The sequence below is a fragment of the Streptomyces sp. NPDC091387 genome, from assembly GCF_044756945.1.
Lineage (GTDB): Bacteria > Actinomycetota > Actinomycetes > Streptomycetales > Streptomycetaceae > Streptomyces.
The window spans coordinates 1-24,478 of record NZ_JBIVTZ010000035.1 but is presented as its reverse complement, the minus strand read 5'-3'; the positions used below and the strand labels follow the sequence as shown (position 1 = coordinate 24,478).

Annotated in this window: 10 protein-coding genes; 5 read left to right on the top strand and 5 right to left on the bottom strand. The window is 73.0% G+C overall.

Translation table 11 applies throughout. The annotated features are described in order from the left end of the window. Nucleotides 1-15: 15 nt before the first annotated feature. Nucleotides 16-4,896, bottom strand: coding sequence for a type I polyketide synthase (locus tag ACIQM0_RS38370; protein WP_401295649.1), 4,881 nt, complete (start codon nt 4,894-4,896; stop codon nt 16-18). Nucleotides 4,897-4,999: 103 nt separating this feature from the next. Continuing rightward, nucleotides 5,000-15,643: an SDR family NAD(P)-dependent oxidoreductase gene (locus ACIQM0_RS38365; protein WP_401295647.1), complete on the bottom strand. Its 10,644-nt coding sequence runs from the start codon at nt 15,641-15,643 to the stop codon at nt 5,000-5,002. Nucleotides 15,644-16,253: 610 nt separating this feature from the next. Here ACIQM0_RS38365 and ACIQM0_RS38360 point away from each other — a divergent pair. The 4 genes from ACIQM0_RS38360 (at nt 16,254) to ACIQM0_RS38345 (ending at nt 20,719) form a co-directional block, all read left to right on the top strand. Next, nucleotides 16,254-16,490, top strand: coding sequence for an acyl carrier protein (locus ACIQM0_RS38360; RefSeq protein ID WP_385036440.1), 237 nt, complete (start codon nt 16,254-16,256; stop codon nt 16,488-16,490). A gap of 9 nt (nt 16,491-16,499) precedes the next feature. Then, complete coding sequence (locus ACIQM0_RS38355) at nt 16,500-17,471, top strand: helix-turn-helix domain-containing protein (protein WP_401295645.1); 972 nt, start codon at nt 16,500-16,502, stop codon at nt 17,469-17,471. After that, on the top strand, nt 17,440-18,993 hold the full coding sequence (locus ACIQM0_RS38350) for an AMP-binding protein (RefSeq protein WP_401295643.1): 1,554 nt from the start codon (nt 17,440-17,442) through the stop codon (nt 18,991-18,993). Before ACIQM0_RS38355 ends, ACIQM0_RS38350 begins: the two co-directional genes overlap by 32 nt. 130 nt (nt 18,994-19,123) lie before the next feature. Further along, nucleotides 19,124-20,719 carry an MFS transporter gene (locus ACIQM0_RS38345; RefSeq protein ID WP_401295641.1) on the top strand — a complete coding sequence of 532 codons (1,596 nt, stop codon included), beginning with the start codon at nt 19,124-19,126 and terminating at the stop codon, nt 20,717-20,719. Nucleotides 20,720-20,860: 141 nt separating this feature from the next. On the opposite strand, the gene ACIQM0_RS38340 is transcribed toward ACIQM0_RS38345, so the two are convergent. The 3 genes from ACIQM0_RS38340 to ACIQM0_RS38330 form a co-directional block, all read right to left on the bottom strand. Further along, nucleotides 20,861-21,622: a TetR/AcrR family transcriptional regulator gene (locus tag ACIQM0_RS38340; RefSeq protein ID WP_401295639.1), complete on the bottom strand. Its 762-nt coding sequence runs from the start codon at nt 21,620-21,622 to the stop codon at nt 20,861-20,863. A gap of 189 nt (nt 21,623-21,811) precedes the next feature. Continuing rightward, nucleotides 21,812-23,035 carry an NAD(P)/FAD-dependent oxidoreductase gene (locus tag ACIQM0_RS38335; RefSeq protein ID WP_401295637.1) on the bottom strand — a complete coding sequence of 408 codons (1,224 nt, stop codon included), beginning with the start codon at nt 23,033-23,035 and terminating at the stop codon, nt 21,812-21,814. 76 nt (nt 23,036-23,111) lie between these two features. After that, entirely contained in the window at nt 23,112-24,212 is a 1,101-nt protein-coding gene (locus ACIQM0_RS38330) for a beta-ketoacyl reductase (protein ID WP_401295654.1), read from the bottom strand. Nucleotides 24,213-24,215: 3 nt separating this feature from the next. Between ACIQM0_RS38330 and ACIQM0_RS38325 the strand changes: the two genes are divergently transcribed. Further along, nucleotides 24,216-24,478: hypothetical protein (locus ACIQM0_RS38325; RefSeq protein WP_401295656.1), on the top strand; the 263-nt coding region annotated here is incomplete at its 3' end.

Sequence of the window (24,478 nt, the reverse complement as noted above, 5' to 3'; positions counted from 1 at the left end):
GTCAGCGTGCCCTTGTCAGGCGAGGCCGAGTTCCTGGTCGATGAAGGCGAGGACGTCGTCGGCGGAGGCCTCGTCGAGCGTGTCCCGCACGGCGGCCACCCCCGTTTCGCCGCTCTGGAGGGTGGTCAGTGTGTCGAGGAGGGTCTGCAGCCGTGAGGTGATGCGGCTGCTGCGGATCTCCTCGATGCCGAGTGCCCCGACGAGTTCCTCGAACCGGTCGACCTCCGCGAGGATCGGCGTCGCGGTGTCGTCGCTGTCGGGGAAGAGCCGGGTGTGCAGGTGGTCGGCGAGTGCGGTGGGGGTGGCGTAGTCGAAGACCAGCGTCGCGGGCAGTCGGGCGCCGGTGGCCGCGGTCAGGGCCTGGCGGAGTTCGACGGCGGCGACGGAGTCGAAGCCGAGGTCCTCGAAGGCGCGTTGCGGGTCGAGTTCGGACGCCGTGTCGTAGCCGAGCAGGGTCGCGACGCGGGTGCGTACGAGGTCGAGCAGTGCCCGGCCGCGTTCGGGTGCGGAGAGCCCGGCGAGCCGGGTCATCAGGCTGTCCGCGTCGGAGGATGCGGAGTCCGGCTCGGCGGACAGGATCTGCCGTACGTCGTCGAGGGCGTCGAGCAGGGGGCGGGGGCGGGCGAGCGTGTACGTGGGGGCGAAGCGGGACCAGTCGAACTCGGCGACGACGAGGTGGCTCTCGTCGTGCTCCAGGGCCTGCCGCAGTGCGCCGATGGCGAGTCGCGGGTCCATGGCGGGGGCGCCGATGCGTTCCATCACGGCGCTGAGTTCGGCGTCGACCATGCCGCCCTGCCAGGAGCTCCAGGCCACGGAGGTGGCGGTGAGTCCGCGGGCCCGGCGGCGGTGCGCGAGGGCGTCGAGGTGAGCGTTGGCGGCGGCGTAGGCGGCCTGTCCGGCGCTGCCCCAGACCGCGGCGCCGGAGGAGAAGAGCACGAAGGCGTCGAGGGGGCGGTCGCCGAGGAGGTCGTCGAGGTGCTGGGCGCCGGTGACCTTGGCGTGGCCGACGGCCGCGAACTCGTCCTCGGTCATTTCGGTGAGCGGTGCCATCCGCTGCATGGCGCCGGCGGCGTGCACGACGGTGGTCAGGGGCAGTTCCGCGGGTACGGCGTCGAGGACCCGGGCCAGTGCGACGCGGTCGGTGACGTCGCAGGCGGCGAGGGTCACCCGGGTCCCGTTCGCCTCCAGTTCGGCGGCGAGTTCGCGGGCGCCGGCGGCCGCGTCGCCGTGCCGGCTGAGGAGCAGCAGGTGCGGGACGCCGTCGGCGGCGAGCATACGGGCGACGTGGGCGCCGAGGCCGCCGGTGCCGCCGGTGATCAGCGCGGTGCCGTGGGACGGGCGGGCCCGGCTCGGGGCGCGGTCGCCGAGGGGGGCGCGGACCAGGCGGCGGGCGAGGATGCCGTCGGCGCGCAGGGCCACCGCGTCCTCGCCGGTGGCGCCCGAGAGGACGTCGCAGAGGCGGTGGAGGTCGGCGGGGCCCGGCTCGGCGGGCAGGTCCACGGTGCCGCCCCAGGTGTCGGGGTGGTCGAGGGCGAGGCCGCCTCCGAGGCCCCAGAACTGGCTCTGTTCCGGGGCGGTCAGCTCGGTGGAGCGGGAGGTGGCGACGGCCGACTGGGTGGCGCACCAGAGTGTGGGGGCGTCCGGGGTGTCGGCGAGGGCCTGCACGAGGGTGACGGTGGCCGTGAGTCCCCGGGTGAGGTGGGGGTGGGCGGGTTCGGGGCGGCTGTCGAGGGCGAGCAGGGACAGGACGCCGGCGGCGGGCTGTGCGGTGAGCCGGGCGGCGAGGTCGGCGCGGCTCTGTCCGGGGAGCGCCTCGATGACGTGGGGGGAGGCGCCGCGTTCGATGAGTGCGGCCAGGATCGCGTTGACCGCGGGGGTGTCGGCGTGTCCTTCCGCGACGGCGACGAGCCAGGGGGCGTCGAGCGCGGTGGCGGGGGCGGCCTGTGTGGTGGCGGGCTGCCAGACGACGCGGTAGCGGAGGTTGTCGAGGGCGGCGCTCTCCTGGTGGAGGCGGCGCCAGCGGGCCATCGCGGGCAGGACCTCGCCGAGTGCGGTCTCGGTGACCGAGAGCCGGTCGGCGAGGGCGGCGACGTCCTGCCGGTCGACGGCCTCCCAGAACGCGGTTCCGGCCGGGTCGGCGGTTCCATCCGTGCCGGTCCGGTCCTCTGCGCGTTCCAGCCAGTGGCTGCGGCGCTGGAAGGGGTAGGTGGGGAGGGGGACGCGGTGGGCGCCCCGGCCCGCGAAGAAGGCGTTCCAGTCGACGGCGGTGCCGTGCGCGTGGGCGTGGGCCACGGCGGTGACGAGGGTGCGTTCCTCGGCGCGGGCGCGGCGCAGGACGGGGACGCAGAGGGTGTCGTCGTCGGGCGGCAGGCAGTCGGCCGCCATGGGGGTGAGTGCCGCGTCCGGGCCGATCTCGATGAGGACCCGGACCCCTTCGGCGTGCAGGGTGCGGATGCCGTCGCGGAACCGGACCGCCTCGCGGACGTGGCGGACCCAGTAGTCGGGCGAGGTCAGTTCTTCGGGTCCGGCGAGCCGTCCCGTCACGTTGGAGACGACGGGCAGCCGGGGTGCGTGATACGTCATCCGGGCGGCGACTTCCCGGAAGGCGTCGAGCATGGGCTCCATGAGGGGCGAGTGGAAGGCGTGCGAGACACTCAGCCGCTTCGTCCGCCGCCCCAGCGCGGTGAAGTGCTCCGCGACGGCGAGCGTCGCCTTCTCCGTCCCCGACACCACCACGGCCGACGGTCCGTTGACCGCCGCCAGCGCCACACCTCCGCCTTCACCCCCACCCTCACCCCGGTCCAGCAGCGGAAGCACCTCGTCCTCCGACGCGGCCACCGCCACCATCACCCCGCCCGCCGGCAGCGCCTGCATCAACCGGCCGCGAGCGACGACGAGTTCGGCCGCGTCCGCCAGTGACAGCACACCCGAGACGTGCGCGGCCGTGATCTCACCGACCGAGTGGCCCACCAGGAAGTCCGGACGCACGCCCCAGGACTCCACCAGGCGGAACAGGGCCGTCTCGACGGCGAACAGGCCGGCCTGGGCGAACATCGTCCCGTTCAGCAGACCGACGTCCTCACCCCACACCACTTCACGCAGCGAACGCCCCAGCCGGGCGTCCAGCTCGGCCAGCACCGCGTCGAACGCCTCCGCGAACACCGGGAACGCCTCGTACAGTTCGCGGCCCATCCCGAGCCGCTGCGCACCCTGGCCCGTGAACAGGAAGGCCGTCAGGCCCTCCGCCGTGGAACCGGCCGACGTGACCACGTCCGCGCACTCCCGGCCCGCCGCCAGTTCGGACAGCGCGCGCACCGTCGCGTCACGGTCCGCGGACAGCACCACCGCGCGGTGGTCCAGCCCGGCACGCGTCGTGGCCAGCGAATAGCCGACATCCGTCAACGACTCGTCCGGGTGCGCCTCCACATGGGCCAGCAGGCGGCCCGCCTGGTCGCGCAGGGCGTCGGGGGTCCTGGCGGAGAGCGGCAGCGGGATCAGCGAGGCCGTCACGGTGGGCGGGGCCTCCGCTTCGTCCTCCTCGGCCGCCGGTGCCTCCTCGATGATGACGTGGGCGTTGGTGCCGCTGAGCCCGAAAGCGGAGACGGCGGCGCGACGGGGGCGTCCGTGGTCGGGCCAGGCGATGGCTTCGGTGAGCAGGGAGATGTTGCCGGTGGACCAGTCGGCCTTGGGCGTCGGGCCGTCCACGTGGAGGGTGCGGGGCAGGATGCCGTGGCGCATCGCCTGCACCATCTTGATGATTCCGCCGACACCGGCGGCCGCCTGGGCGTGCCCGATGTTCGACTTGATCGAGCCCAGGTACAGCGGCCGGTCGGCGGGGCGGTCCTGGCCGTAGGTGGCGAGCAGGGCCTGTGCCTCGATCGGGTCGCCGAGGACGGTGCCGGTGCCGTGGGCCTCGACGGCGTCGACCTGGTCGGCGGTGAGCTGGGCGGCTGCGAGGGCCTGGTGGATGAGCCGCTGCTGCGCCGGGCCGTTGGGCGCGGTGAGGCCGTTGCTGGCCCCGTCGGAGTTGACCGCGCTGCCCCGGACCACGGCGAGCACCCGGTGGCCGTTGCGTCGGGCTTCGCTGAGCCGTTCGACGACGAGCATCCCGACGCCCTCGCCCCAGCCGGTGCCGTCGGCGGCCGCCGCGAAGGACTTGCAGCGGCCGTCGGGGGCGAGGCCGCGTTCCTGGCTGAAGCCTACGAAGGAGGTGGGGGTGGCCATCACGGTGACGCCGCCGACCAGGGCGAGGTCGCACTCGCCGGTGCGCAGCGACTTGACCGCCCAGTCGAGGGCGACGAGGGAGGACGAGCAGGCCGTGTCGACGGTGACGGCCGGGCCCTGGAGTCCGAGGGTGTAGGAGATGCGTCCCGAGGCGACGCTGGCCAGGCCGCCGGTGCCGCCGTCGGTGGCGTAGTCGTGGTAGACGACGCCCGCGAACACGCCGGTGAGGGAGCCCTTCAGGGAGAGCGGGTCCACTCCGGCGTGTTCCAGCGCCTCCCATGACGTCTCCAGCAGCAGGCGCTGCTGGGGGTCGGTCTCGCGGGCGTCCTTGGGGCTCATCCTGAAGAAGTCGGCGTCGAACCGGTCGGCCTCGTGGAGGAAGCCGCCCTCGCGGGCGTAGGTGTGTCCGGGGGTGGCGGGTTCGGGGTCGTACAGCCCGTCCACGTCCCAGCCGCGGTTGACGGGAAAGGGCGTGATGCCGTCGCGGCCCTCGGCGACGAGCTCCCACAGCTGGTCGGGGGAGGTCACGCCGCCCGGGTAGCGGCAGCTCATGCCGACGATCGCCATCGGCTCGTACACCTTGGCCTCGGCCTCCCGCAGGCGGCGCTTGACCTGCCGCAGGTCGGCCGTGGCCCGCTGGAGGTAGTCGCGGAGCTTGTCCTGGGTTGCCATCTGTTCCTCAACCAATCTCGGTGCGGGTGTCAGCCGTGCCGGGCGGAACCGGTGCCGTGACCGGCGGTGTGTGCGACGGGGCGAGAGCCCCTCGGTGGGCGTACTAGAGGAGTCCGATCTCCTGGTCCAGCACGTCGAACAGCTCGTCGTCGGTGACCGAGTCGAGTGCGTCGTCGTCCTGGTGCCCGGTGCGGATGCTGTCGTCGCCGTGGGTGTCCTGCCAGTGGCGCAGCAGCGCTTCGAGCCGGGAGGCGATGCGCGGGCGGTCCCCGGCGTCGGGGTGTGCGGCGGTGAGGAGCGCGTCGAGCTGGTCGACCATCCCCAACAGGGTCTTCGCCTCGTCCTGTTCGTCGGATCCGTCGCCGATCAGTCCGGCGAGGTGGGCGGCGACGGCCCGGGAGTCCGGGTGGTCGAAGACGAGGCTGGCGGGGAGGCCGAGGCCGGTGGCGCTGCCGAGCCGGCGGCGCAGTTCGACGGCGGCCAGTGAGTCGAAGCCGAGGTCCTGGAAGGCCCGGTCGGCGCCGACCGCTTCGGAGGTGGGGTGGCCGAGCAGGGTCGCGACGTGCGAGCGGACCAGTTCCAGCAGGATGCGGCCCCGTTCGTCCTCGCCCCGTCCGGCGAGGCGTCGGTGCAGGTCGGCGGCGGCGGAGAGGCCGGAGCCCGGACGGGTCGCGGGGCGGCCGGGGGTGCGGACCAGGGTGCCGAGCACGGGTGGCAGGTGGCCCGCCGGTGCGCGCAGGGCGCCCTGGTCGGGGTGGAGGGCGAGCAGGGACGCGGTACGGGTGCGCAGCGCCTCGTCGAGGAGCGCGGTGGTGCGCTCGGCGCTCAGCGGCAGGAGCCCGGTGCCGGACTCCCGTGCGCCGTGCTCGTCCGCGGGGCCGCCGGTGGCGTCCCCCGGGGCGAGTGCGACGGCCGTGGCGGGGAGGCCGAGGGTGTGCCGGTGGCGGGCGAGGGCGTCGAGGAAGGTGTGCGCGGCGGCGTGGTGGGCCGCCCCGGCTCCGTGGACGAGGCCGTGGGTCGAGGTGAGCAGGACGAAGGCCGACAGGTCGTGGCCGGCCGTGAGTTCGTGCACGTTCCAGGCGGTGTCGGCGTGGTCGCGCAGTGCCTCGTCGAGGAGGTGCGGGGTGCGTGCGCCGATCGGTGCGCTCTCCCCGGCGGCGCCCGTGTGGACGACCGCGGTGAGCGGCCGGCCGTCGGGGAGACCGGCCAGCAGGGCGGCGAGCGCGTCGCGGTCGGCGGGGTCGCAGTCGCTGACGACGAGTTCGGCACCGGTGCCGTCCGTGAGCGCGTCCGTCTCCCCCGGTGCGCCGGCACCGCGGGCGACGACCACACGGCCGGCGCCGTGCGTGGTGACGAGGTGGCGGACCAGCGCCGCGCCCGTCGCGGAGACCCCGCCGGTGACGAGGACCGTGCCGCCGGGCGGGAGGGTGCTCGCGTCGCCGGCCGGCGGCGCCGGGACGAGTTGCGGGACGAGTACGGTGCCGCCCCGGACGGCGAGTTCGTCGGCGCCGGTGGCCAGCGCGTCCGGCAGCGCGGTCGCCGAGGCGTCCAGCCCGTCCACGTCGGCGAGGACGAACCGTCCGGGGTGCTCGCTCTGTGCCGCCCGGACGAGACCCCACACGGCCGCGTGCCGGACGTCCGGTGCCGCGTCCCCCGCCTCGACGGCGTGCCGGGTGACGACGACGAGCCGGGTCACTCCCCCGTCCGGTGCGTGGCGGAGGAACTCCCGCATGTGAGCGAGGACTTCGGCGCTGTGGGCGCGTACGGCCTCCGGCACCCCACCGCCGTCTGCGGAAAGCGGCAGGGACAGGGGCAGCAGGACGAAGTCGGGGGCGGGCCCGTCCCCGGGGTCGCGCGGGTCGAAGGCCGGGAAGGGGAGCCCGGTGCGCGGGTCGTCGAGGGGTCCGACGGCGGCGAGCACGGCGGTCCTGGATCCGAGGTCGGCGATGTCGACGGGGGCGGGCGCCCACTCCAGCCGGTAGAGCGCCCCCACGGGTGCGCCGGTGGTCAGTTCGGCCGGGGTGACGGGCTTCCAGGTGACGTCGGTGGCCGTCAGTACGGGCCGCCCCTCGCCGTCCGCGATGTCGAACGCCGCACGGTCCGGGCCGGTCGGCCTGACCCGTATCCGCAGTGCGGTGGCGCCGGCGCGGTGCACTTGGACGCCCGTCCAGGTCGCGGGGCTCAGTGGCGCGTCGCCGGCCGGGTCCGTTGCGTCGGGCAGGGCCCCGAAGCGGGCCAGCTGGACGGCGGCGTCGAGCAGGGCCGGGTGCAGCGCGCACTGCTCGCGGGCGGTGTTCTCGTCGAGCACGGCGTCGGCGAAGAGTTCGTCCCCGCGCCGCCAGGCGGCGCTGAGGGTGCGGAAGGCCTCGCCGTGACCGTGGCCTGCGGCGAACAGCCGGTCGTAGAGGGCGCCCGGATCCACCGGGGCGGCCCCGGGCGGCGGCCAGACGGCCGGGTCGGCGGTCGTTCCCGCGGCCGGGTCGGCGGCGGGCGGGGCGAGGATGCCGCGGGCGTGCCGGATCCAGGCCGCGTCGTCGTCCTCCGGCCCCGCGCCCTGGGCCCTGGAGTGGATGTCGACCGTACGGCGACCGTCGTCCGCGGCTGCTCCGACGGTGACCCGCAGTGCGGCGCCGGGACCGGCCGGCAGCGGCAGTTGCGCCGTCACGGTCAGCTCGTCCAGCCGGGGGCAGCCGGTCTCCGTTCCGGCGCTCAGGGCGAGGTCGGCGAGGGCGGCGGCGGGCAGGACGGGGGTCCCCAGCAGATCGTGGTCGTCGAGCCAGGGCAGTTCGGCACGGTTCAGCCGGCCAGTCAGGAGGGCGCCGCCGTCGGGGAGGGCGACGAACGCGCCGAGCAGCGGGTGTTCCGTCGCGCCGAGCCCGGCGGCGGTGAGGTCGCCGCCGGTGCGTTCGGGCAGTGCCCAGAACGGCTCACGGCGGAAGGCGTACGTCGGCAGCTCGACGCGGCTCGCCCCGCTTCCGGCGAAGAACTCCGCCCAGGCCACCGGGACATGACGGACGTGGGCGTGCGCGAGGGCTGCCACCAGTTCCGTCGCCTCGTCGCGGTCGCGGCGGGAGAGCGGGAGGAACGCGGCGGCGGTCGTCCCGGGCAGGCAGGCGGGGCCGAGGGCGGACAGCGCCGCGTCCGGGCCGATCTCCAGGTAGGTGGTGACACCCGCCTCGTCCAGGGTGCGGACGGCGTCGGCGAACCGTACGGCTTCCCGTACGTGCCTGACCCAGTGGGCGGGGTCGGCGAGGTCGGCGGCCGTCACGGCCCTGCCGGTGAGGGTGGAGACGAGCGGGACGGACGGCTCTGCCACCGTGATCCCGGCGGCCGCGCGGGCGAAGTCGGCCAGCATGGGTTCCATCAGCGGCGAGTGGAAGGCGTGCGACACCTTCAGTGGCTTGGCCGAGCGGCCGAGTGCGGCGAAGTGGTCCGTCACGGCCCGTACGGCGGCCGCGGTGCCCGACACGACGACGGATTCGGGGCCGTTGACGGCGGCGACGGCGGCGTCGCCGGTGAGGAGCGGTGCCACCTCGTCCTCGCTCGCCCGCAGCGCGGCCATCGCCCCGCCCTCCGGCAGCGCCTGCATCAGCAGGCCGCGCGCGGCGACCAGCCGGGCGGCGTCCGGGAGCGACAGGGCCCCGCAGACATGGGCGGCGACCAGTTCCCCGATGGAGTGGCCGGCGAGGAAGTCCGGGTGGACGCCCCAGGACTCCAGCAGCCGGAACTGGGCCACCTCGAAGGCGAACAGCGCGGCCTGCGTGTACCCGGTGCGGTTCAGCGCGGCTTCGTCCTCGCGGATGACGGCGGCGAGCGGCCGGTCGAGGTGGCGGTCGAGCGCGGCGACGGCCGCGTCGAAGGCCTGCGCGAAGACGGGGTGGGTGCGGTGGAGCCGCTCGCCCATGCCGAGGCGCTGGGCGCCCTGGCCGGAGAAGAGGAAGGCGGTCGGTCCGCCGGCGGGGCGGCCGGTGTCCTCCGCGACCACGAGCGAGGCGGTGGAGCCGCCGTCCGCGAGTACGGCCAGGTCACGCAGGGCCTGGGCCCGGTCGGTGACGAGGAGGGCGGCGCGCTGGTCCAGGGAGGTGCGGGTGGTGGCCAGGGAGTGGGCCACGTCGAGGGTGCTCGCGCCCGGCGTGGACTCCAGATGGGCCAGCAGCCGCCCGGCCTGGCGGGCCACGCCCTCGGGTCCGCGGGCCGACAGCAGCCACGGCACGGTGGTGGCGGCGGTAGCGGTGGTGGTGGTGTCAGCGACGCTGGGAGCGGCCTCGGGTGCTTCGATGATGACGTGGGCGTTGGTGCCGCTGATACCGAACGACGAGATCCCGGCGCGGCGCGGCCGGTCCAGTTCGGGCCACGGGCGCGGCGTCGTCAGCAGGGTGACGTCCCCCGTCTCCCAGTCGACCCGGGTCGAGGGCTCGTCCAGGTGGAGCGAGCTCGGCAGGACGCCGTGCCGCATCGCCTCGACCATCTTGATCACCCCGGCGATGCCGGCGGCGGCCTGGGCGTGCCCGATGTTCGACTTGATCGAGCCCAGGTAGAGCGGCCTGCCCTCGACCCGGTCCTGGCCGTAGGTGGCGAGCAGGGCCTGCGCCTCGATGGGGTCGCCCAGGGTGGTCCCGGTGCCGTGGGCCTCGACGGCGTCCACATCGGCGGTCCCGAGTCCCGCGTTCGCGAGGGCCTGCCGGATGACGCGCTGCTGGGACGGGCCGTTGGGGGCCATGAGTCCGTTGCTGGCACCGTCCTGGTTGACGGCGCTGCCGCGCAGGACGGCCAGCACCGGATGCCCGTTGCGGCGGGCGTCGGAGAGCCGTTCGATGACGAGCATGCCCGCGCCCTCGGACCAGGCGGCTCCGTCGGCGGCGGACGAGAACGAGCGGCACCGGCCGTCGCGGGACAGCCCGCGCTGCCGGGCGAACTCGATGAACGTCTCGGGGGTCGACATGACGGTCACACCCCCGACCAGGGCCAGCCCGCATTCGCCCGACCGCACGGCCTGGGCGGCCAGGTGCAGGGCGACCAGGGACGACGAGCACGCGGTGTCGACGGCCATCGAGGGCCCTTCGAGACCGAAGGTGTACGAGACCCGGCCGGGGCCCAGCGATCCGGCGGCGCTGTTGCCCGCGTAGTCGTGGTACATCGTGCCGGTGAAGACGCCGGTCGTGGTGCCCTTGAGCGACAGCGGATCGATCGTCGCCCGCTCCATCGCCTCCCACGCCACCTCCAGCAGCAGCCGGTGCTGCGGATCAGTGGTCAGCGCGTCGTTCGGGCTGATCCCGAAGAAGCCGGGGTCGAAGTCGGCGGCGTCGTGCAGGAATCCACCGTGGCGTACGTAGCAGGTGCCGGGGCGAGTGGACTCGGGGTCGTAGAGCCGGTCCAGGTCCCAGCCCCGGTTGCGCGGGAACTCGGTGATGGCGTCGACACCGTCGTCGACGAGCCGCCACAGATCCTCGGGCGAGCGCACCCCGCCGGGATAGCGGCAGGCCATGGAGACGATGACGATGGGATCGTCGTCGGCGGAGGACGCCGCGACAGCGGCTCCGGTGGCCGCGGCGCTGGTGTCACCGGCGAGCAGGGTGTCCAACTGGGCGGCGACCGCGCGGGCGTTGGGATGGTCGAAGACCAGGGTGGCCGGAAGCCGCAGCCCGGTCGCGGAGGCCAGCAGGTTGCGCAGTTCCATCGCGGTCAGGGAGTCGAACCCGATCTCGGTGAAGGCCCGGTCGGGTTCCACGTCGACCGCCGACCCGTGACCGAGGACGGAGGCCACCCGGTCCCGTACGAGGTCGAGCAGGGCCCGCGACCGCTCCTTCGGCGCCAGGGCGGCGAGGCCGGACCGGGGCTGCCGGACGGGTGCGCCGGAGGCCGCGCGCGCCTTTCGGCGCACCAGGCCGGACAGGATCGGCGAAGGCGGTTCGGCCGCGCGCAGGGTCCTGAGGTCGAGCCGGACCGGGACGAGCAGTGCCTCGTCCGACTGCCCGGCCTCGTCCAGCAGGGCCAGGGCGTGGGCCGGGGCGAGGGGTTCCACGCCGGAGCGGCTCATGCGCCGCAGATCGGTGGCGTCCAGCGCGCTCGCCATGCCGTCGCCGTCGGCCCACAGACCCCATGCGAGCGACTGCCCGGACAGGCCGAGCCCCTGCCGCAGGACGGCAAGGGCGTCCAGGAAGGCGTTGCCGGCCGCGTAGTTGGCCTGCCCCGGGTTGCCGAGGACCCCTGCCACGGACGAGAAGAGGACGAACGCGGACAGGTCCAGAGGGGCCGTCAGTTCGTGGAGGTTCCAGGCCGCGTCGATCTTCGGCCTCAGTACGCGGGCCAGCCGGTCGGCGGTGAGCGAGCCGAGGGTGGCGTCGTCCAGCACCCCCGCGCAGTGGACGACGGCGGTCGGCGGATGCGCGCTCAGCAGGGCCCGGACGTCCTCCCGGTCGGCGAGGTCGCACGCGGCGACGGTGACCTCGGCGCCGAGGCCCGCCAGCTCGGAGCGCAGCTCGGCGGCTCCCGGCGCGTCGGGCCCGCGGCGGCCGGTGAGCACCAGCCGCCGGACGCCGTGCGCGGTGACGAGGTGGCGTGCGACGAGGGCGCCCAGGGTGCCCGTACCGCCGGTGACCAGCACGGTCGTGCCGTCGCCGCCGAACGGGGAGCGCGACGGGGCATCGGCCGCGAGGGGGCGGTCCGCACGGACCAGCCGGGGCGCCCACATGCCGCTCTCCCGGACCGCGACCTCGGGTTCGCCGGAGGCGGCGACCGCGGCAACGTCCAGAGGTACGCCCGTGTCCGTTTTGATGTCGATGTCGGTGAGCAGGATGCGCCCGGGGTTCTCCGTCTGCGCGGACCGCACCAGACCGGCGACGGCCGCCGCCGCCGGATGCGTGAGCGTCTCGCCCGGCAGGGCGACCGCTCCACGGGTGACCACGAGCAGCCTGCCGGCCGCGAACCGCTCGTCCGTCAGCCACTCCTGTACGACTCCGAGGGCGCGGGCGGTCAGTTCGTGGGCGCCGGCCACCACGTCATCGACGGGCGGCGGGCATTCCCAGACCAGGACGGCTGCCTCGGGCAGGGAGCCGTGGTCCCGGTCGTCCCAGTTCACGGCGGAGGGGACGGGTGCGACAGGGGCGGGAGCCTGCGTGAGCGGCGTCCATCGCACGGAGTGCAGGGAACCGCGCTGCGCCGGGCCCGCCGTCGCCGCAACAGCCACCGGCCGGGTGACGAGGGCGCCCACGGTGAACACGGGGTGCCCGTCCGTGTCCGCGCCGTCCACGGTGATGCTGTCGGGACCTGACGGTGCGATCCTCACGCGGAGCCGGGCCGCGCCCGTGGCGTGCAGCCGAACGCCGCTCCACGCGAAGGGAAGCCGCGCCGTTCCCTCGTCGCCGGGCACCGCGTCGGCCCCGTCGAGGAGCGAGGCGTGCAGCGCGGCGTCGAGCAGGGCGGGGTGCAGACCGTACCGCGCGGCGTCGGCGGCCGCCCCGTCCGGCAGGGCCACCTCGGCGAAGATCTCGCCGTCGCGCCGCCAGGCCGCGTCGAGCCCCTGGAACGCGGGCCCGTAGGCGTAGCCCTGTGCCGACAACTCGGCGTACACATCGCCCAGTTCCACCGGGGACGCGCCCTCCGGGGGCCAGCTGGTGGCGTCGAATGCGGGGGCCGACGCGTCCGGGAGCAGTACACCGTCGGCGTGCAGGGTCCACGGTGTGTCGCCCGCTTCGTCGTCCTCGTCCCGCGCGTGCACGGTGACGGTCCGGGCGCCGGTGCCGTCGTCGGCCCCTACCCTGACCCGGACCTGGACGCCGCCGCGGGGCGGCAGTATCAGGGGCGCCTGGAGGGTCAGCTCGTCGAGCACGTCACAGCCGACCTGCGCGCCGGCGCAGAGTGCCAGTTCGACCAGGCCCGCGCCGGGGAACAGGACGGACGTGCCCATGCGGTGGTCGGCAAGCCACGGCTGGCTGTCGAGGGAGAGCCGTCCTGTCAGTACGGGCCCGTCCGTGCCGGGAAGAGTGACGGCCGCGCCGAGGAGTGGGTGGTCGGTCGTGCCCAGGCCGAACGAGCCGGGGTCGTTGCCGCCGAGTTCCGCTTCCATCCAGTACCGCTCGCGCTGGAACGCGTACGTCGGCAGATCGACACGACGCGCACCCGAACCCTCGAAGTACCGGGACCAGTCCACGGACACACCGGCCACATGCAACTGGCTCAGGGCCCCGACAGCCGCAGCCACCTCGGGACGGCCCTTACGCACCAACGAAACGAAGAGAGCCGACTCCGCATCCACCGACTGCTGCGCCATCCCGCTCAGCACACCGTCCGGACCCAGCTCGATGTAGGACGTGACGCCCTCAGCAGCGACGAACGACACGGCGTCCGCGAACCGCACCGCCTCCCGCACATGCCGCACCCAGTACTCCGCCGAACCCCAGCCCTCGCCCAGATCCCCGGACACACCCGACACGACGGGGATCGACGCGGCGCCGAACGACAGGCCGGCCGCCACCGCCCCGAACGCGGCCAGCATCGGCTCCATCAAGGGCGAATGGAACGCATGCGACACCCGCAGCACACTCGTCCTGCGGCCCTGACCGGCGAACTTCCCCGCCAGATCAGCAACCGCACCCTCCACACCCGAAACCACCACCGAACGCGGACCATTGACCGCCGCGATCCCCACCTCGTCACTGAGCAGCGGAAGCACCTCAGCCTCCGTCGCCTCCACCGCCACCATCGACCCACCAGCCGGCAACGCCTGCATCAACCGACCACGCGCCACCACCAGCTCAGCCGCATCACCCAGCGACAACACACCCGAGACGTGCGCCGCCGCGATCTCACCCACCGAGTGACCGACCAAGAAGTCCGGACGCACCCCCCACGACTCCACCAACCGGAACAACGCCGTCTCGACCGCGAACAACCCGGCCTGGGCGAACATCGTCCCGTTCAACAGACCGGCATCCTCACCCCACACCACCTCACGCAACGAACGACCCAACCGAGCATCCAGCTCCACCAGCACCGCGTCGAACGCCTCCGCGAACACCGGGAACGCCTCATACAGCTCCCGGCCCATCCCCAGCCGCTGCGCACCCTGACCCGTGAACAGGAACGCGACCCTGCCCGCCGGACGCACCGACCCCCGTACCACCGAGGCCGACACCTCGCCCTCAGCCAGAGCCGTCAGACCCCGCACCAACTCCTCACGGTCCGATGCCGCGACCACCGCACGGTGCTCCAGCACCGCACGCGACACCACCGACGAGAAACCCACATCCACCAGCGAAGAAGAAGACCCCGCAACCCTGGACAGCAGCTTCGCCGCCTGCCCCGCCAGCCCCGCCTCACTCCGCGCCGACAACACCACCGGCACCAACGGCACCACAACCGACGAGACCGGCTCCTCTTCCAGCTCCGCCGGAGCCTGCTCCACGATCACGTGCGCGTTCGTCCCGCTCAGCCCGAACGACGACACACCAGCACGCCTCGGACGATCCCGCTCCGGCCACGCGCGCGACTCCGTCAACAACTCCACCGCACCCGCAGCCCAGTCCACCTGCGGCGTCGGCACATCCGCATGCAACGTCCTCGGCAACACACCATGCCGAATCGCCTGCACCGCCTTGATCACACCACCCACACCGGCAGCTGCCTGGGTGTGGCCCAGGTTCGACTTCAACGAGCCCAGCCACAACGGATCGCCGTCGTCCCGCCCCTGCCCGTACGTCGCGAGCAGCGCCTGCGCCTCGATCGGGTCGCCCAGCCGGGTCCCCGTGCCGTGCGCCTCCACCAGGTCCACGTCCGTGGTGGTCAGCCCCGCGCCTTCCAGGGCGGCGCGGATCACGCGTTGCTGTGACGGACCGTTCGGAGCCGTCATGCTGCTGGAGGCGCCGTCCTGGTTGATGGCGCTTCCGCGGACCACGGCGAGTACGGGGTGTCCGTTGCGCTGGGCGTCCGAGAGGCGTTCCAGCATGAGGACGCCGACGCCCTCCGAGCAGCCCGTGCCGTCCGCGTGGGCGGCGAAGGACTTGCAGCGGCCGTCCTTCGCCATGCCCCGCTGGTGGCTGAAGTAGAGGAACATGTCCGGCGTCGTCATCACCGTCACGCCGCCGACCAGCGCCATCGAGCACTCGTCGGACCGCAGCGCCTGGGCGCCCAGGTGCAGGGCCACCAGGGACGACGAGCACGCGGTGTCGACCGTGACCGACGGCCCTTCGAGGCCGAGGGTGTAGGAGACACGGCCCGAGACCAGGCTGCCGCCGGTCGTCGCGGCGGCCTCGGTGCCCAGGGCGTAGTCGTGGTACATCAGGCCGGCGAAGACGCCGGTCCGGCTGCCCTTCAGGGAGAGGGGATCGATCCCCGCACTCTCCACCGCCTCCCAGGACGCCTCCAACAGCAACCGCTGCTGCGGATCCATCCCCAACGCCTCACGCGGAGAGATCCCGAACACCCCGGCATCGAAATCAGCCGCGTCATACAGGAAACCCCCCTCACGCGTCACCGTACGATTCGGCTTCCCCGGCTCCGGATCGTAAAGCCCCTCCACATCCCACCCACGATCCACCGGAAACCCCGACACACCGTCCCGGCCCTCCACCACCAAATCCCACAACTCGTCCGGAGAACCCACCCCACCCGGATAACGGCACGCCATCCCGACAATCGCGATCGGCTCGCCACTGGACTTGCGTTCCGCGGCCGCGAGCCTCTTGCGCATGTCCCGCAAGTCGGCTGTCGCCCGGCGCAGATACTCGAGAAGTTTTTCCTCGTTACTCACCGAGCATGCCCTCCTGTGTCATGACGTTCAGCGGACCGCGGACCCGCGCAGCTGGCGGAATACAGAGAAAGAGAAGAGTGGGACCGCTCGAAAATTACGTCTCTGCGGGCCTGTTTGCCCACCCCTTAGTCGTGTCCGGGGTCCCCACAATCCGGCCCCTGCCCCACCCCGGCGACCCCAGAGCCCGTGGGGGATCGCGGATCGGCCCCGGCGGGCTGGGCGCCTCGTACGGGGTGCCGCCCGGCTGTTCCCACCTGCGGCGGAGGGTGTGTCCGTGGGCGGGCGGCACTGTGCCCACCGGCGCGGACGGCCTCGGTGCGGCGCCTTCATAGGGGCGGGTAGGGGTACTGGTTCGGGCCCGCCGGGGCTAGCGTCGGGGGCCGGTACCCCGTCTTGCCGGGCATGTGGGCGGCCGGCTGTTTTCCCGGCTCCGTTCCGGTCCCGTCCATTCGTTTCCGCACGGCCGGCGCTCGGGCGGTCCCTTCGGTCTCCATCCTTCGGTCTCCGTCCGTCCGCCGTTGTCCGCAGGCGGATTCGTGCCGCGGTACCGGTGCGGTCCGGCGAGCCCGGAACAACCATTCACCCCTTCGCGCCTGAAACCGGAGTCATCATGTGGGATGAACAGTTCGACATTCTCCTTCGGAAGCAGTTGTCCTTCCTTCCGCCGGACGAGCCGATCACCGGGGACATGAAACTGCGCGATTTCGGTCTCGACTCACTGGGGATGATCGAGCTGCTCGCGGGCCTCGAATCCACGTATGAGGTGCATTTCCGCGACGAGGCCCTCTCCCTGGAGATATTCGAGAACCCGGACGTTCTCTGGAACTCACTGCAACGTCTGCGCTGAGGGCCGGACATGCGTAGCGTCCCGGCCCTGCGTCTGAACGAGGGCGACCGGGCCCGGCTGGAAGCGCTGACCCGTATGTCGACGGCGCCGGCCGGGCTCGTGCGGCGGGCGCGGATCGTGCTGCTCGCCGCAGGGGGTGCCTCGAACACGGAGGTCGCCGCCCTACTGCGGGTGTCCCGTCCGACCGTCCTCAAGTGGCGTTCGCGGTATGCCGAGTCGGGTATCGCGGCCCTGGGCGATCTGCCCCGGCCGGGGCGTCCCGCGACGGTGGACGAGGTGGCGGTGCTCGTCGCCACGCTCTGCGACGGCGGTACGCCGCCGGCCCGGTTGCGGGCGCCGTACTGGTCGTCGCGGCTCCTCGCGGGCGAGTTGGGGATCGCCCACTCCACGGTTTCGCGGGTGTGGCGGAGGTGGGGGGTGCAGCCGCACCGTCCCGAGTCCTTCCAGCTGCCCGCCGAGCCGCCCCTGCCGCCCGGCGCCCATCGCGGTGTCGTCGGTGTCTGCCGCGTGTCGCCGTGGAACGCCGTGGTCCTGCGGGCGGACGGCCGGACGGGGCACCGGCCCGAGGAGCGGCCCAGGCCCCTGTTGCTCGACCGGGCCCGCCCGGGGGCGGACCGGGCCTCCGCACCGGCCACCTTCCTGAATCTCCTGGACGCGGTCACCCAGGCCCATCCCTACCCGAGGCTGCACGTGCTCCTGGACGGGAAGGGTGCGGCGCGTTCCCGTGACGTACGGGAGTGGCTCGCGAGGAATCCCCGGGTGGTCCTGCACCACGCGCCGGCCGGCCGGTCCTGGGCCGACCTCACCGAGGTCCTCCTGCGGATCGCGGGCCCGGCGCCGCGCCCCGGTGCGCCCGAGTCCGTCCCGGCGGCCGGCCGGTCGTCGCGCGCCCTCGCGGGCATCGAGCACCGCTCTACCTCATCCGTCCACCGTCACCCGGGGAACACTCATGGACCAGACATCGGCCCACGCCCTCTATGACCGTTTCCTGCGCGGGCTCGCGCGCTCCCCGCACGGGGTGGCGATCCGCGTCGGCGATGCCACGCTGACGTACCGGGAGCTGTACGACCGGGCGCTGATCTGGGCGGGCTCGCTGCTGGCCGCGCTGCCGGAGCGGCCGGCCGCGGTGGGGGTGCTCGCGGGCAAGGGCGTCGACGCGTACACGGGCATCCTGGCCTGCCTGTTCACCGGGGTGCCGATGGTTCCGTTGCAGCCCTCCTTCCCCGTGCTCCGTACCCTCCAGATGCTCGAAGCGGCGGGGGTGGAGGCGTTGATCGTGGACGCCGAGGCGGCCACGGTGCTGGAGAAGCTGCGCGCGGAGGGCGTGGGGCTCCCCGCCCTGCTGGACGGGGCGGCCGCGGACGGTGCGGAGGGGAGGATCGCCCCGGATCCGGCGGCGCGCCTGGCGCACCCCAGGCCGGTCGCACCCGGTGACACCGCCTATGTGCTCTTCACCTCGGGTTCCACGGGCCGGCCCAAGGGGGTGCCGGTCACGCACGCCAACGGCGCCCACTACTTCGGCCTGCTCGACGCGCGGTACGACTTCGGCCCTCACGACGTGTTCTCGCAGAACTTCGATCTGAACTTCGACTGCGCGATGTTCGACCTGTTCTGCGCGTGGGGCGCCGGCGCCGCGCTGGTGCCCGTTCCGCCGGGCGCCTACCGGAACCTCCCCGGATTCGTCGCCGAACAGGGCATCACCGTCTGGTTCTCCACCCCCAGCGTGATCAGCCTGATCCGGCGCACCGGCCAGCTCACCGAAGGCGCGCTGCCCTCGCTGCGCTGGAGTTTCTTCGCGGGCGAGGCGGTGACGTGCCAGGACGTGACGGACTGGCAGCACGCGGCGCCGGGCTCCGCCGTCGAGAACCTCTACGGACCCACCGAGCTGACCATCACCATCACCCGGCACCGCTGGTCGCGTGAGACGTCGCCGCGGATCGCGGTCGCCGGGGTCGTCCCGATCGGGCCGGTCCACGCGGGGCACGCGTGGATGCTGCTCGGCGCCGATGGCGAACCGGACGCGGCGGAGGGCGAGTTGTGTGTCGCCGGACCCCAGCTCACCGCCGGGTACCTGGACCCGGCCGATGACGCGGGCCGGTTCCTCGACCGGGAAGAGGTGCGCTACTACCGGACGGGCGACCGGATCCGGCTGGGCGAGGACGGGCAGTTGCTCTACCTCGGCCGGCTGGACCAGCAGGTTCAGGTGCGTGGCGTACGGGTCGAGCTGGCGGAGATCGACGAGGCGCTGCGCCGGTGCCCGGGGGTGGAGGACGGTGTCGCGGTGGCGATGCCCTCCGAGCAGGGCATCACGCTGGCCGCTTTCCACACCGGGGAGCGCGTGCCGCCCGTCGTCCTGGCCCGCGAGCTGAACCGCACGCTCCCCCGGGCCGTCCTCCCCCAGCACTTCTTCCACATCGCGGAATTTCCGCTCAACACCAACCGGAAGATCGACCGCCGGGCGCTGCTGCGCCGGGCGCAGGAACTGCTCGCCCGAACGCACTGAGACCGCTGCGGGGCGGGGCTCGGGAGCCTCGGCCCGCCACCGATGGGTACGCGACACGCTGACGCGTACCTGATACGCTCAGCGTGTTACGTACTCAGGGTCATGACGCAGGAAGGCATGGACGTTTGCCATGACAGAAATCAAGCCCCGGGCGGGGCTCAAGGAATGGCTCGGCCTCGTGGTGATCGTCCTGGTCACCCTGCTGATCGCCATTGACATCTCGGTACTCGGCTTCGCGATCACGCCCATCAGCGAGTCGCTGAAGCCGAGCGCCACCCAGCTGCTGTGGATCATGGACATCTACAGCTTCGTGCTGGCCGGTGCGCTCATCACGATGGGCTGGGTGGGTGACCGCTTCGGACGGCGGAAGCTCCTCATCATCGGCGCCCTGGTCTTCGGTGTCGCGTCCGCGCTCGCCGCGACGGCCGACAGCCCCGAGATGCTCATCGGCTCGCGCGCCCTGCTCGGGCTCGGCGCCGCGACGCTGACGCCCACCTCCCTGGCCCTGATCCGCAACATGTTCCACGATTCAAAGCAGCGCAAGTCGGCCATCGCCGCCTGGAGCGGCACCCTCGCCACCGGTGCGGCCATCGGCCCGGTCGTGGGCGGCCTGCTGCTGAACAACTTCTGGTGGGGCTCGGTCTTCATGATCAACACCCCGGTGATGGTGCTGGTGCTGATCCTGGCCCCGATCCTGCTGCCGGAGCGGCGCGACTCCTCGCGCGGCAAGCTGGACGTGCTCGGCGCGTTCCTCTCCGTCGCGGGCATCATGCCGTTCATCTACGGCCTCAAGGAGCTGGCCGTCGACGGCTGGTCCCGCGATCCCGCGATCTGGGCCGGCGTCGGCCTCGTCCTGCTCATCGCCTTCGTGCAGCGCCAGCGCATGACGTCGCACCCGCTCATCGACATCTCGCTGTTCCGCTACGGCGGCTTCACCGGCGCGATCATCACCAACCTGATGGTGATGTTCTCGTTCATGGGCGTCAGCATCCTCACCAACCAGTTCCTCCAGATGGTGCTGGGCATGACACCCTTCCGGGCGGCCCTGTGGTCCATGGCCGTGATGCCGGCGATCGGGATCGCGGTCGGCCTCGTGTCGGCCCTGTCCCGCAAGGTCAAGCCGGTGTACCTGGTCTCCAGCGGCATACTGGTGATGGCCGTCGGCTTCGGCGTACTGAGCCGCCTCACGGTGGAGTCGAACGTCGCCGTCCTGCTGGTGGGCGTGGGGCTGATGGCGGCCGGCATGACGGCCTCGAAGACGCTCACGGCGGAGATCGTCGTCACCTCCGCGCCGAAGGAGCACGCCGGCTCTTCCACGGCCACCTCGGAGACGTTCACCGAGTTCGGCAGCGCGTTCGGCTTCGCGGTCATCGGCAGCATCGGCTCCGCCATCTACCGCCACGACATGAACGCGGTGAACCCGACCGGTCTCGGCGGCGAGGCGCTGGGCGCGGCACGCAACACCATCGGCGGTGCCGCCACCGTCGCGGCCCAGCAGCCGGCCGCGATCGGTTCCGAACTGCTCGCCACCAGCCGCGAGGCCTTCACCCACGGCCTCCAGGTGGCCGCGCTCTCCGGGGCCGCCGCCATGGTCGTGGTGGCCCTGATCGTCGCCGTACTCCTGCGCAAGGTGCCGATCGAGACGGGCGAGCCGATCGACCCGTACGACCTGGACGCACCGGCGACCGTCCCCGCCGCGGGACGCATGGAGCCCGCCGCGAGCTGAGGCGCCGGAGCCGAGGAAGCGGAAGGGGGCTGGTTCCCCACCCGGTCGGGTGGGGAACCAGCCCCCTTCCGCATGCCGTACGGCAGGCCGCTGACGCGGTCGCACCGGCCGGTCCCGCGGCGGGACCGGCCGGCGGGACCGTCAGGTGAGCGGCTTCTCGCCGTTGCGGATACGGACCAGCACCTCGACCCCGTCCAGGACCCGCTGGAGCCCGAAGGTGAAGTCGTCCTCGGGCTCGTCGAACGCCCCGGCCTCCAGCAGTTCGGCGAGGGCGGGGAACGACGCGGAGTCGGCGTACTTGGCCAGCGCGCGGCCGTAGTTGGCCATCAGATCTTCCTCGCTGATGCCCTCGGTGACGACGCCGAGCGACATCTGCACGTTGTTGCGCACGTAGCCGATCATCAGCATCATCACGGAGAGCTTCTCGTCCGGCCGCAGCGCGGTGCCGCCCAGGGTGCGCAGGCCGCACTCCAGCCAGCTGAGCTGCCCCGGTTCCAGGGGCGGTCCGCTGACCGAGATCTGGAGCATCCACGGGTGCCGGTGGAAGACCTCCTGGAAGGCGCGGGCCCACTGCTCCAGACCGTCCCGCCAGTCCCCCGCCGCCGTTTCGATACGGGGCGGGGTGCCGTAGGCCATGTCCAGCATCAGCTGCCGCAGTTCGTCCTTGCTCGACACGTGGCGGTACAGCGACATGGTGCCGAAGTCGAGGCTCTTGGCGACCCGGGACATGGACAGCCCGGCCAGGCCGTCGGCGTCCGCCGACTCGATCGCGGCCGTCACGATGCGCTCGACGCTCAGGCCGGTGCGCGCGGTGCGCTGTTCCCTGTTCCGCAGTTCCCAGAGCACCGCGATGCTGTTCGGCAGGCCGACGCCTTCCGTGCTCTTTCCCTCGCCAGTAGTCATCTCGTGCCTGCCTTCATCGGAAACCTTCCCATGCGTATCACGCACGCATAGAGCATCGTATACGCCTCGGGTCCGCGGTACGCGGAGCCGGTGTGACACCGAGGTGGGGAGACGGTACGACACCGCTCTCGGTGAAAGTGAAGGAAGGGTCGGGCTCGCGCGCCGCCCCCTGAATCGGTTGGTTCGCCGTCAGACGGACGTCGGTGCGGGGGCCGGTGCCGGCACCGTGGCGGTCAGCTCCGTCGACGGCCGGCCGAGCAGGAGCCGGCACTGCCGCAGGCCGCGCGCGCTGTTCCAGCCCAGCGCGCCGACGAGGATTCCGTCGCGGTGGTACGCGGCGACGAACTCCCGGTCCGCGGTGGACCCGCTGATGATCTCCGTCCGTGCGTCAGGGGGGCACCAGCCGATCGTCTGGAGCTTCTCCCCGAACTGATGGGTCCAGCCGAAGGGCACGGGGGCGTACGGCTGCCCGCCCGCGTCGCCGGCCAGCAGGTTGGAGACGACCGCCATGGCCTGCTGGGCGGCGTTGGTCCGCTGTTCGAGCCTGACCCGGGCCCCGGCCACCATCGGGTGGGGCCAGTTGGCGACGTCTCCCGCCGCCCACACCCCGGGGGCGGCCCGGCACTGGGAATCGCACAGGACCCCGTCCCCCAGGGCCAGTCCGGAACCGGCGAGCCAGTCCACGGCGGGCACAGAGCCGATCGCGACGACGACCAGGTCGGCGTCGACGGTGGTGCCGTCCGCCAGCCGGACCCCGCGCACGCTGCCGCCGTCCTGGGCCATCCCCACGACATCGGCGCCGAGCACGAGCCGCACCCCGTGCTCGCGGTGCATACCGGCCACGAGCTCACCGATCCCGGCACCGACCTGGCGCTCAAGAGGCTGCGCGTTCGTGTCGATCAGCGTCACGTCGAGCCCGGCCCCGCGCGCCGTGGCGGCGATCTCCGCGCCGAGGAATCCCGCCCCGATCACGGCCACCCTGGGGCCCGCCGCGAGCGCCTCGCGCAGCCGGACGGCGTCGTCCAGCGAACGCAGGACGTGGACGCCCCGCAGGCCGTTCCCGTACGGCAGTGTGCGCGGCCGGAGGCCGGTCGCGATGATCGCCGCGTCGTAGGGCAGCCGTTCACCGGTGTCGAGGGTGACGGTCCCGGCCGCCGGGTCGAGGCCGGTGGCCCGGCAGCCGAGGCGCAGGTCGGCGTCGACGGCGGCGAGCGCGTCCTCCTTGCGCAGCCAGGTGCTCGGGGGTTCCCACCCCTCGCTCAGCAAGTCCTTGGAGAGGGGCGGCCGGTCGTAGGGCGGATGGACCTCGTCGCCGACGAGCGTCAGCCCGCCCTCGTAGCCCTTGGCACGCAGCGTCTCCACCGCGGTCAGTCCTGCGGCCGCCGCGCCCACGACGACTATCCGGTTCAGCACACTCGCTCCTCGTCTCCGGTCGGTGCTCATATGAACCCCTCGTGCCATGACCCGCAAGACCTGCCGGGAGGTTGTCCTACGCCTCGCTGCCGAACATGTCGCCGTCGAGCAGGTCGAACAGCTCGTCCGCGGTGGCCGCGCTGAGGTCATCGGCGGGGGTGTCCTCGCCGAAGAGCGTGTGCCGCAGGTGCGTGGCGAGCTCGGCGGCCGAGGGGTAGTCGAAGATCAGCGTCGGCGCCAGCCGGCAGCCGGTCACCTCGCCCAGCCGGTTCCTGAGTTCCAGGGCCGTCAGCGAGTCGAACCCGCTGTCGAGGAAGCCGCGTTCGGCGGGGACCGCTTCGGCGCCCGAGTGCCCCAGAACGGCGGCGGCGTGACCGCGTACCAGGTCCAGCAGGGCCCGTTCGCGGTCCTCGGTGCCCAGCCCGGTGAGACGGGCGATCAGCGCGGCGGGGCCGGCGCCCTTCGTGCGGGTACGGACCACGGGTGCGGCCTCGGCGGGGACCATGTCCCGCAGGAGGGCGTGCACTGCGCCGGGGTGCGCCTTCAGGGTCGGTACGTCGACGGCGAGCGGTACCAGTGCCGCCCGGCCGGAGCGCAGGCCGGCGTCGAACAGGCGGAGTGCGTCGGCCGGGGCGAGGGCGGGCAGGCCGCGTGCCGCCATGAGACGGGCGTCGTCGTCGATGGCCTCGGTCAGGCCGGTGGCGACGTCCCAGAGCCCGTAGGCGAGTGACGTCGCCGGCAGCCCTTCCGCGTGGCGGTGTGCCGCGAGCGCGTCCAGGAACACGTTCGCCGCCGCGTAATTCGCCTGCCCCGCCGCCAGCACAGAACCACCCGCCGACGAGAACATCACGAAGAACGCCAACCCGAGATCCCGCGTCAGCTCGTGCAAATACCAGGCCCCATCAGCCTTCGCACCCAACACCCGATCCAGCCGAGCCCCATCCATCGACCCAACCAACCCGTTATCACCCGCACCAGCCGCATGCACCACACCCACCAACCCCGCACCCACACCCTTCACCAGCCCAGCCACTGCATCGCGGTCCGACACATCACACGCCACCACCGACACCTCAGCCCCCAACCCCTCCAACTCCCCCACCAGCACACCAACCCCAGGAGCGTCCGCCCCCCGACGCCCCGCCAGCACCAGACGCCGCACCCCATGCACCTCCACCAAATGCCGCGCCACCAAACCACCCAAACCACCCGCACCACCCGTCACCAACACCACACCATCACCCACAAACTCACCCTTGCCATCACCCGCACTCGCCGGTACCTCCACCAGACGCGGGACCAGCACCTCACCCCCACGCACCGCAACCTCCGGCTCACCCGAGGCCAGCACCACACCCGCGACATCCCCGAACACCCCACCCGAAGCATCCACATCGACCAGCACAAACCGGCCCGGATTCTCCGCCTGCGCCGCCCGCACCA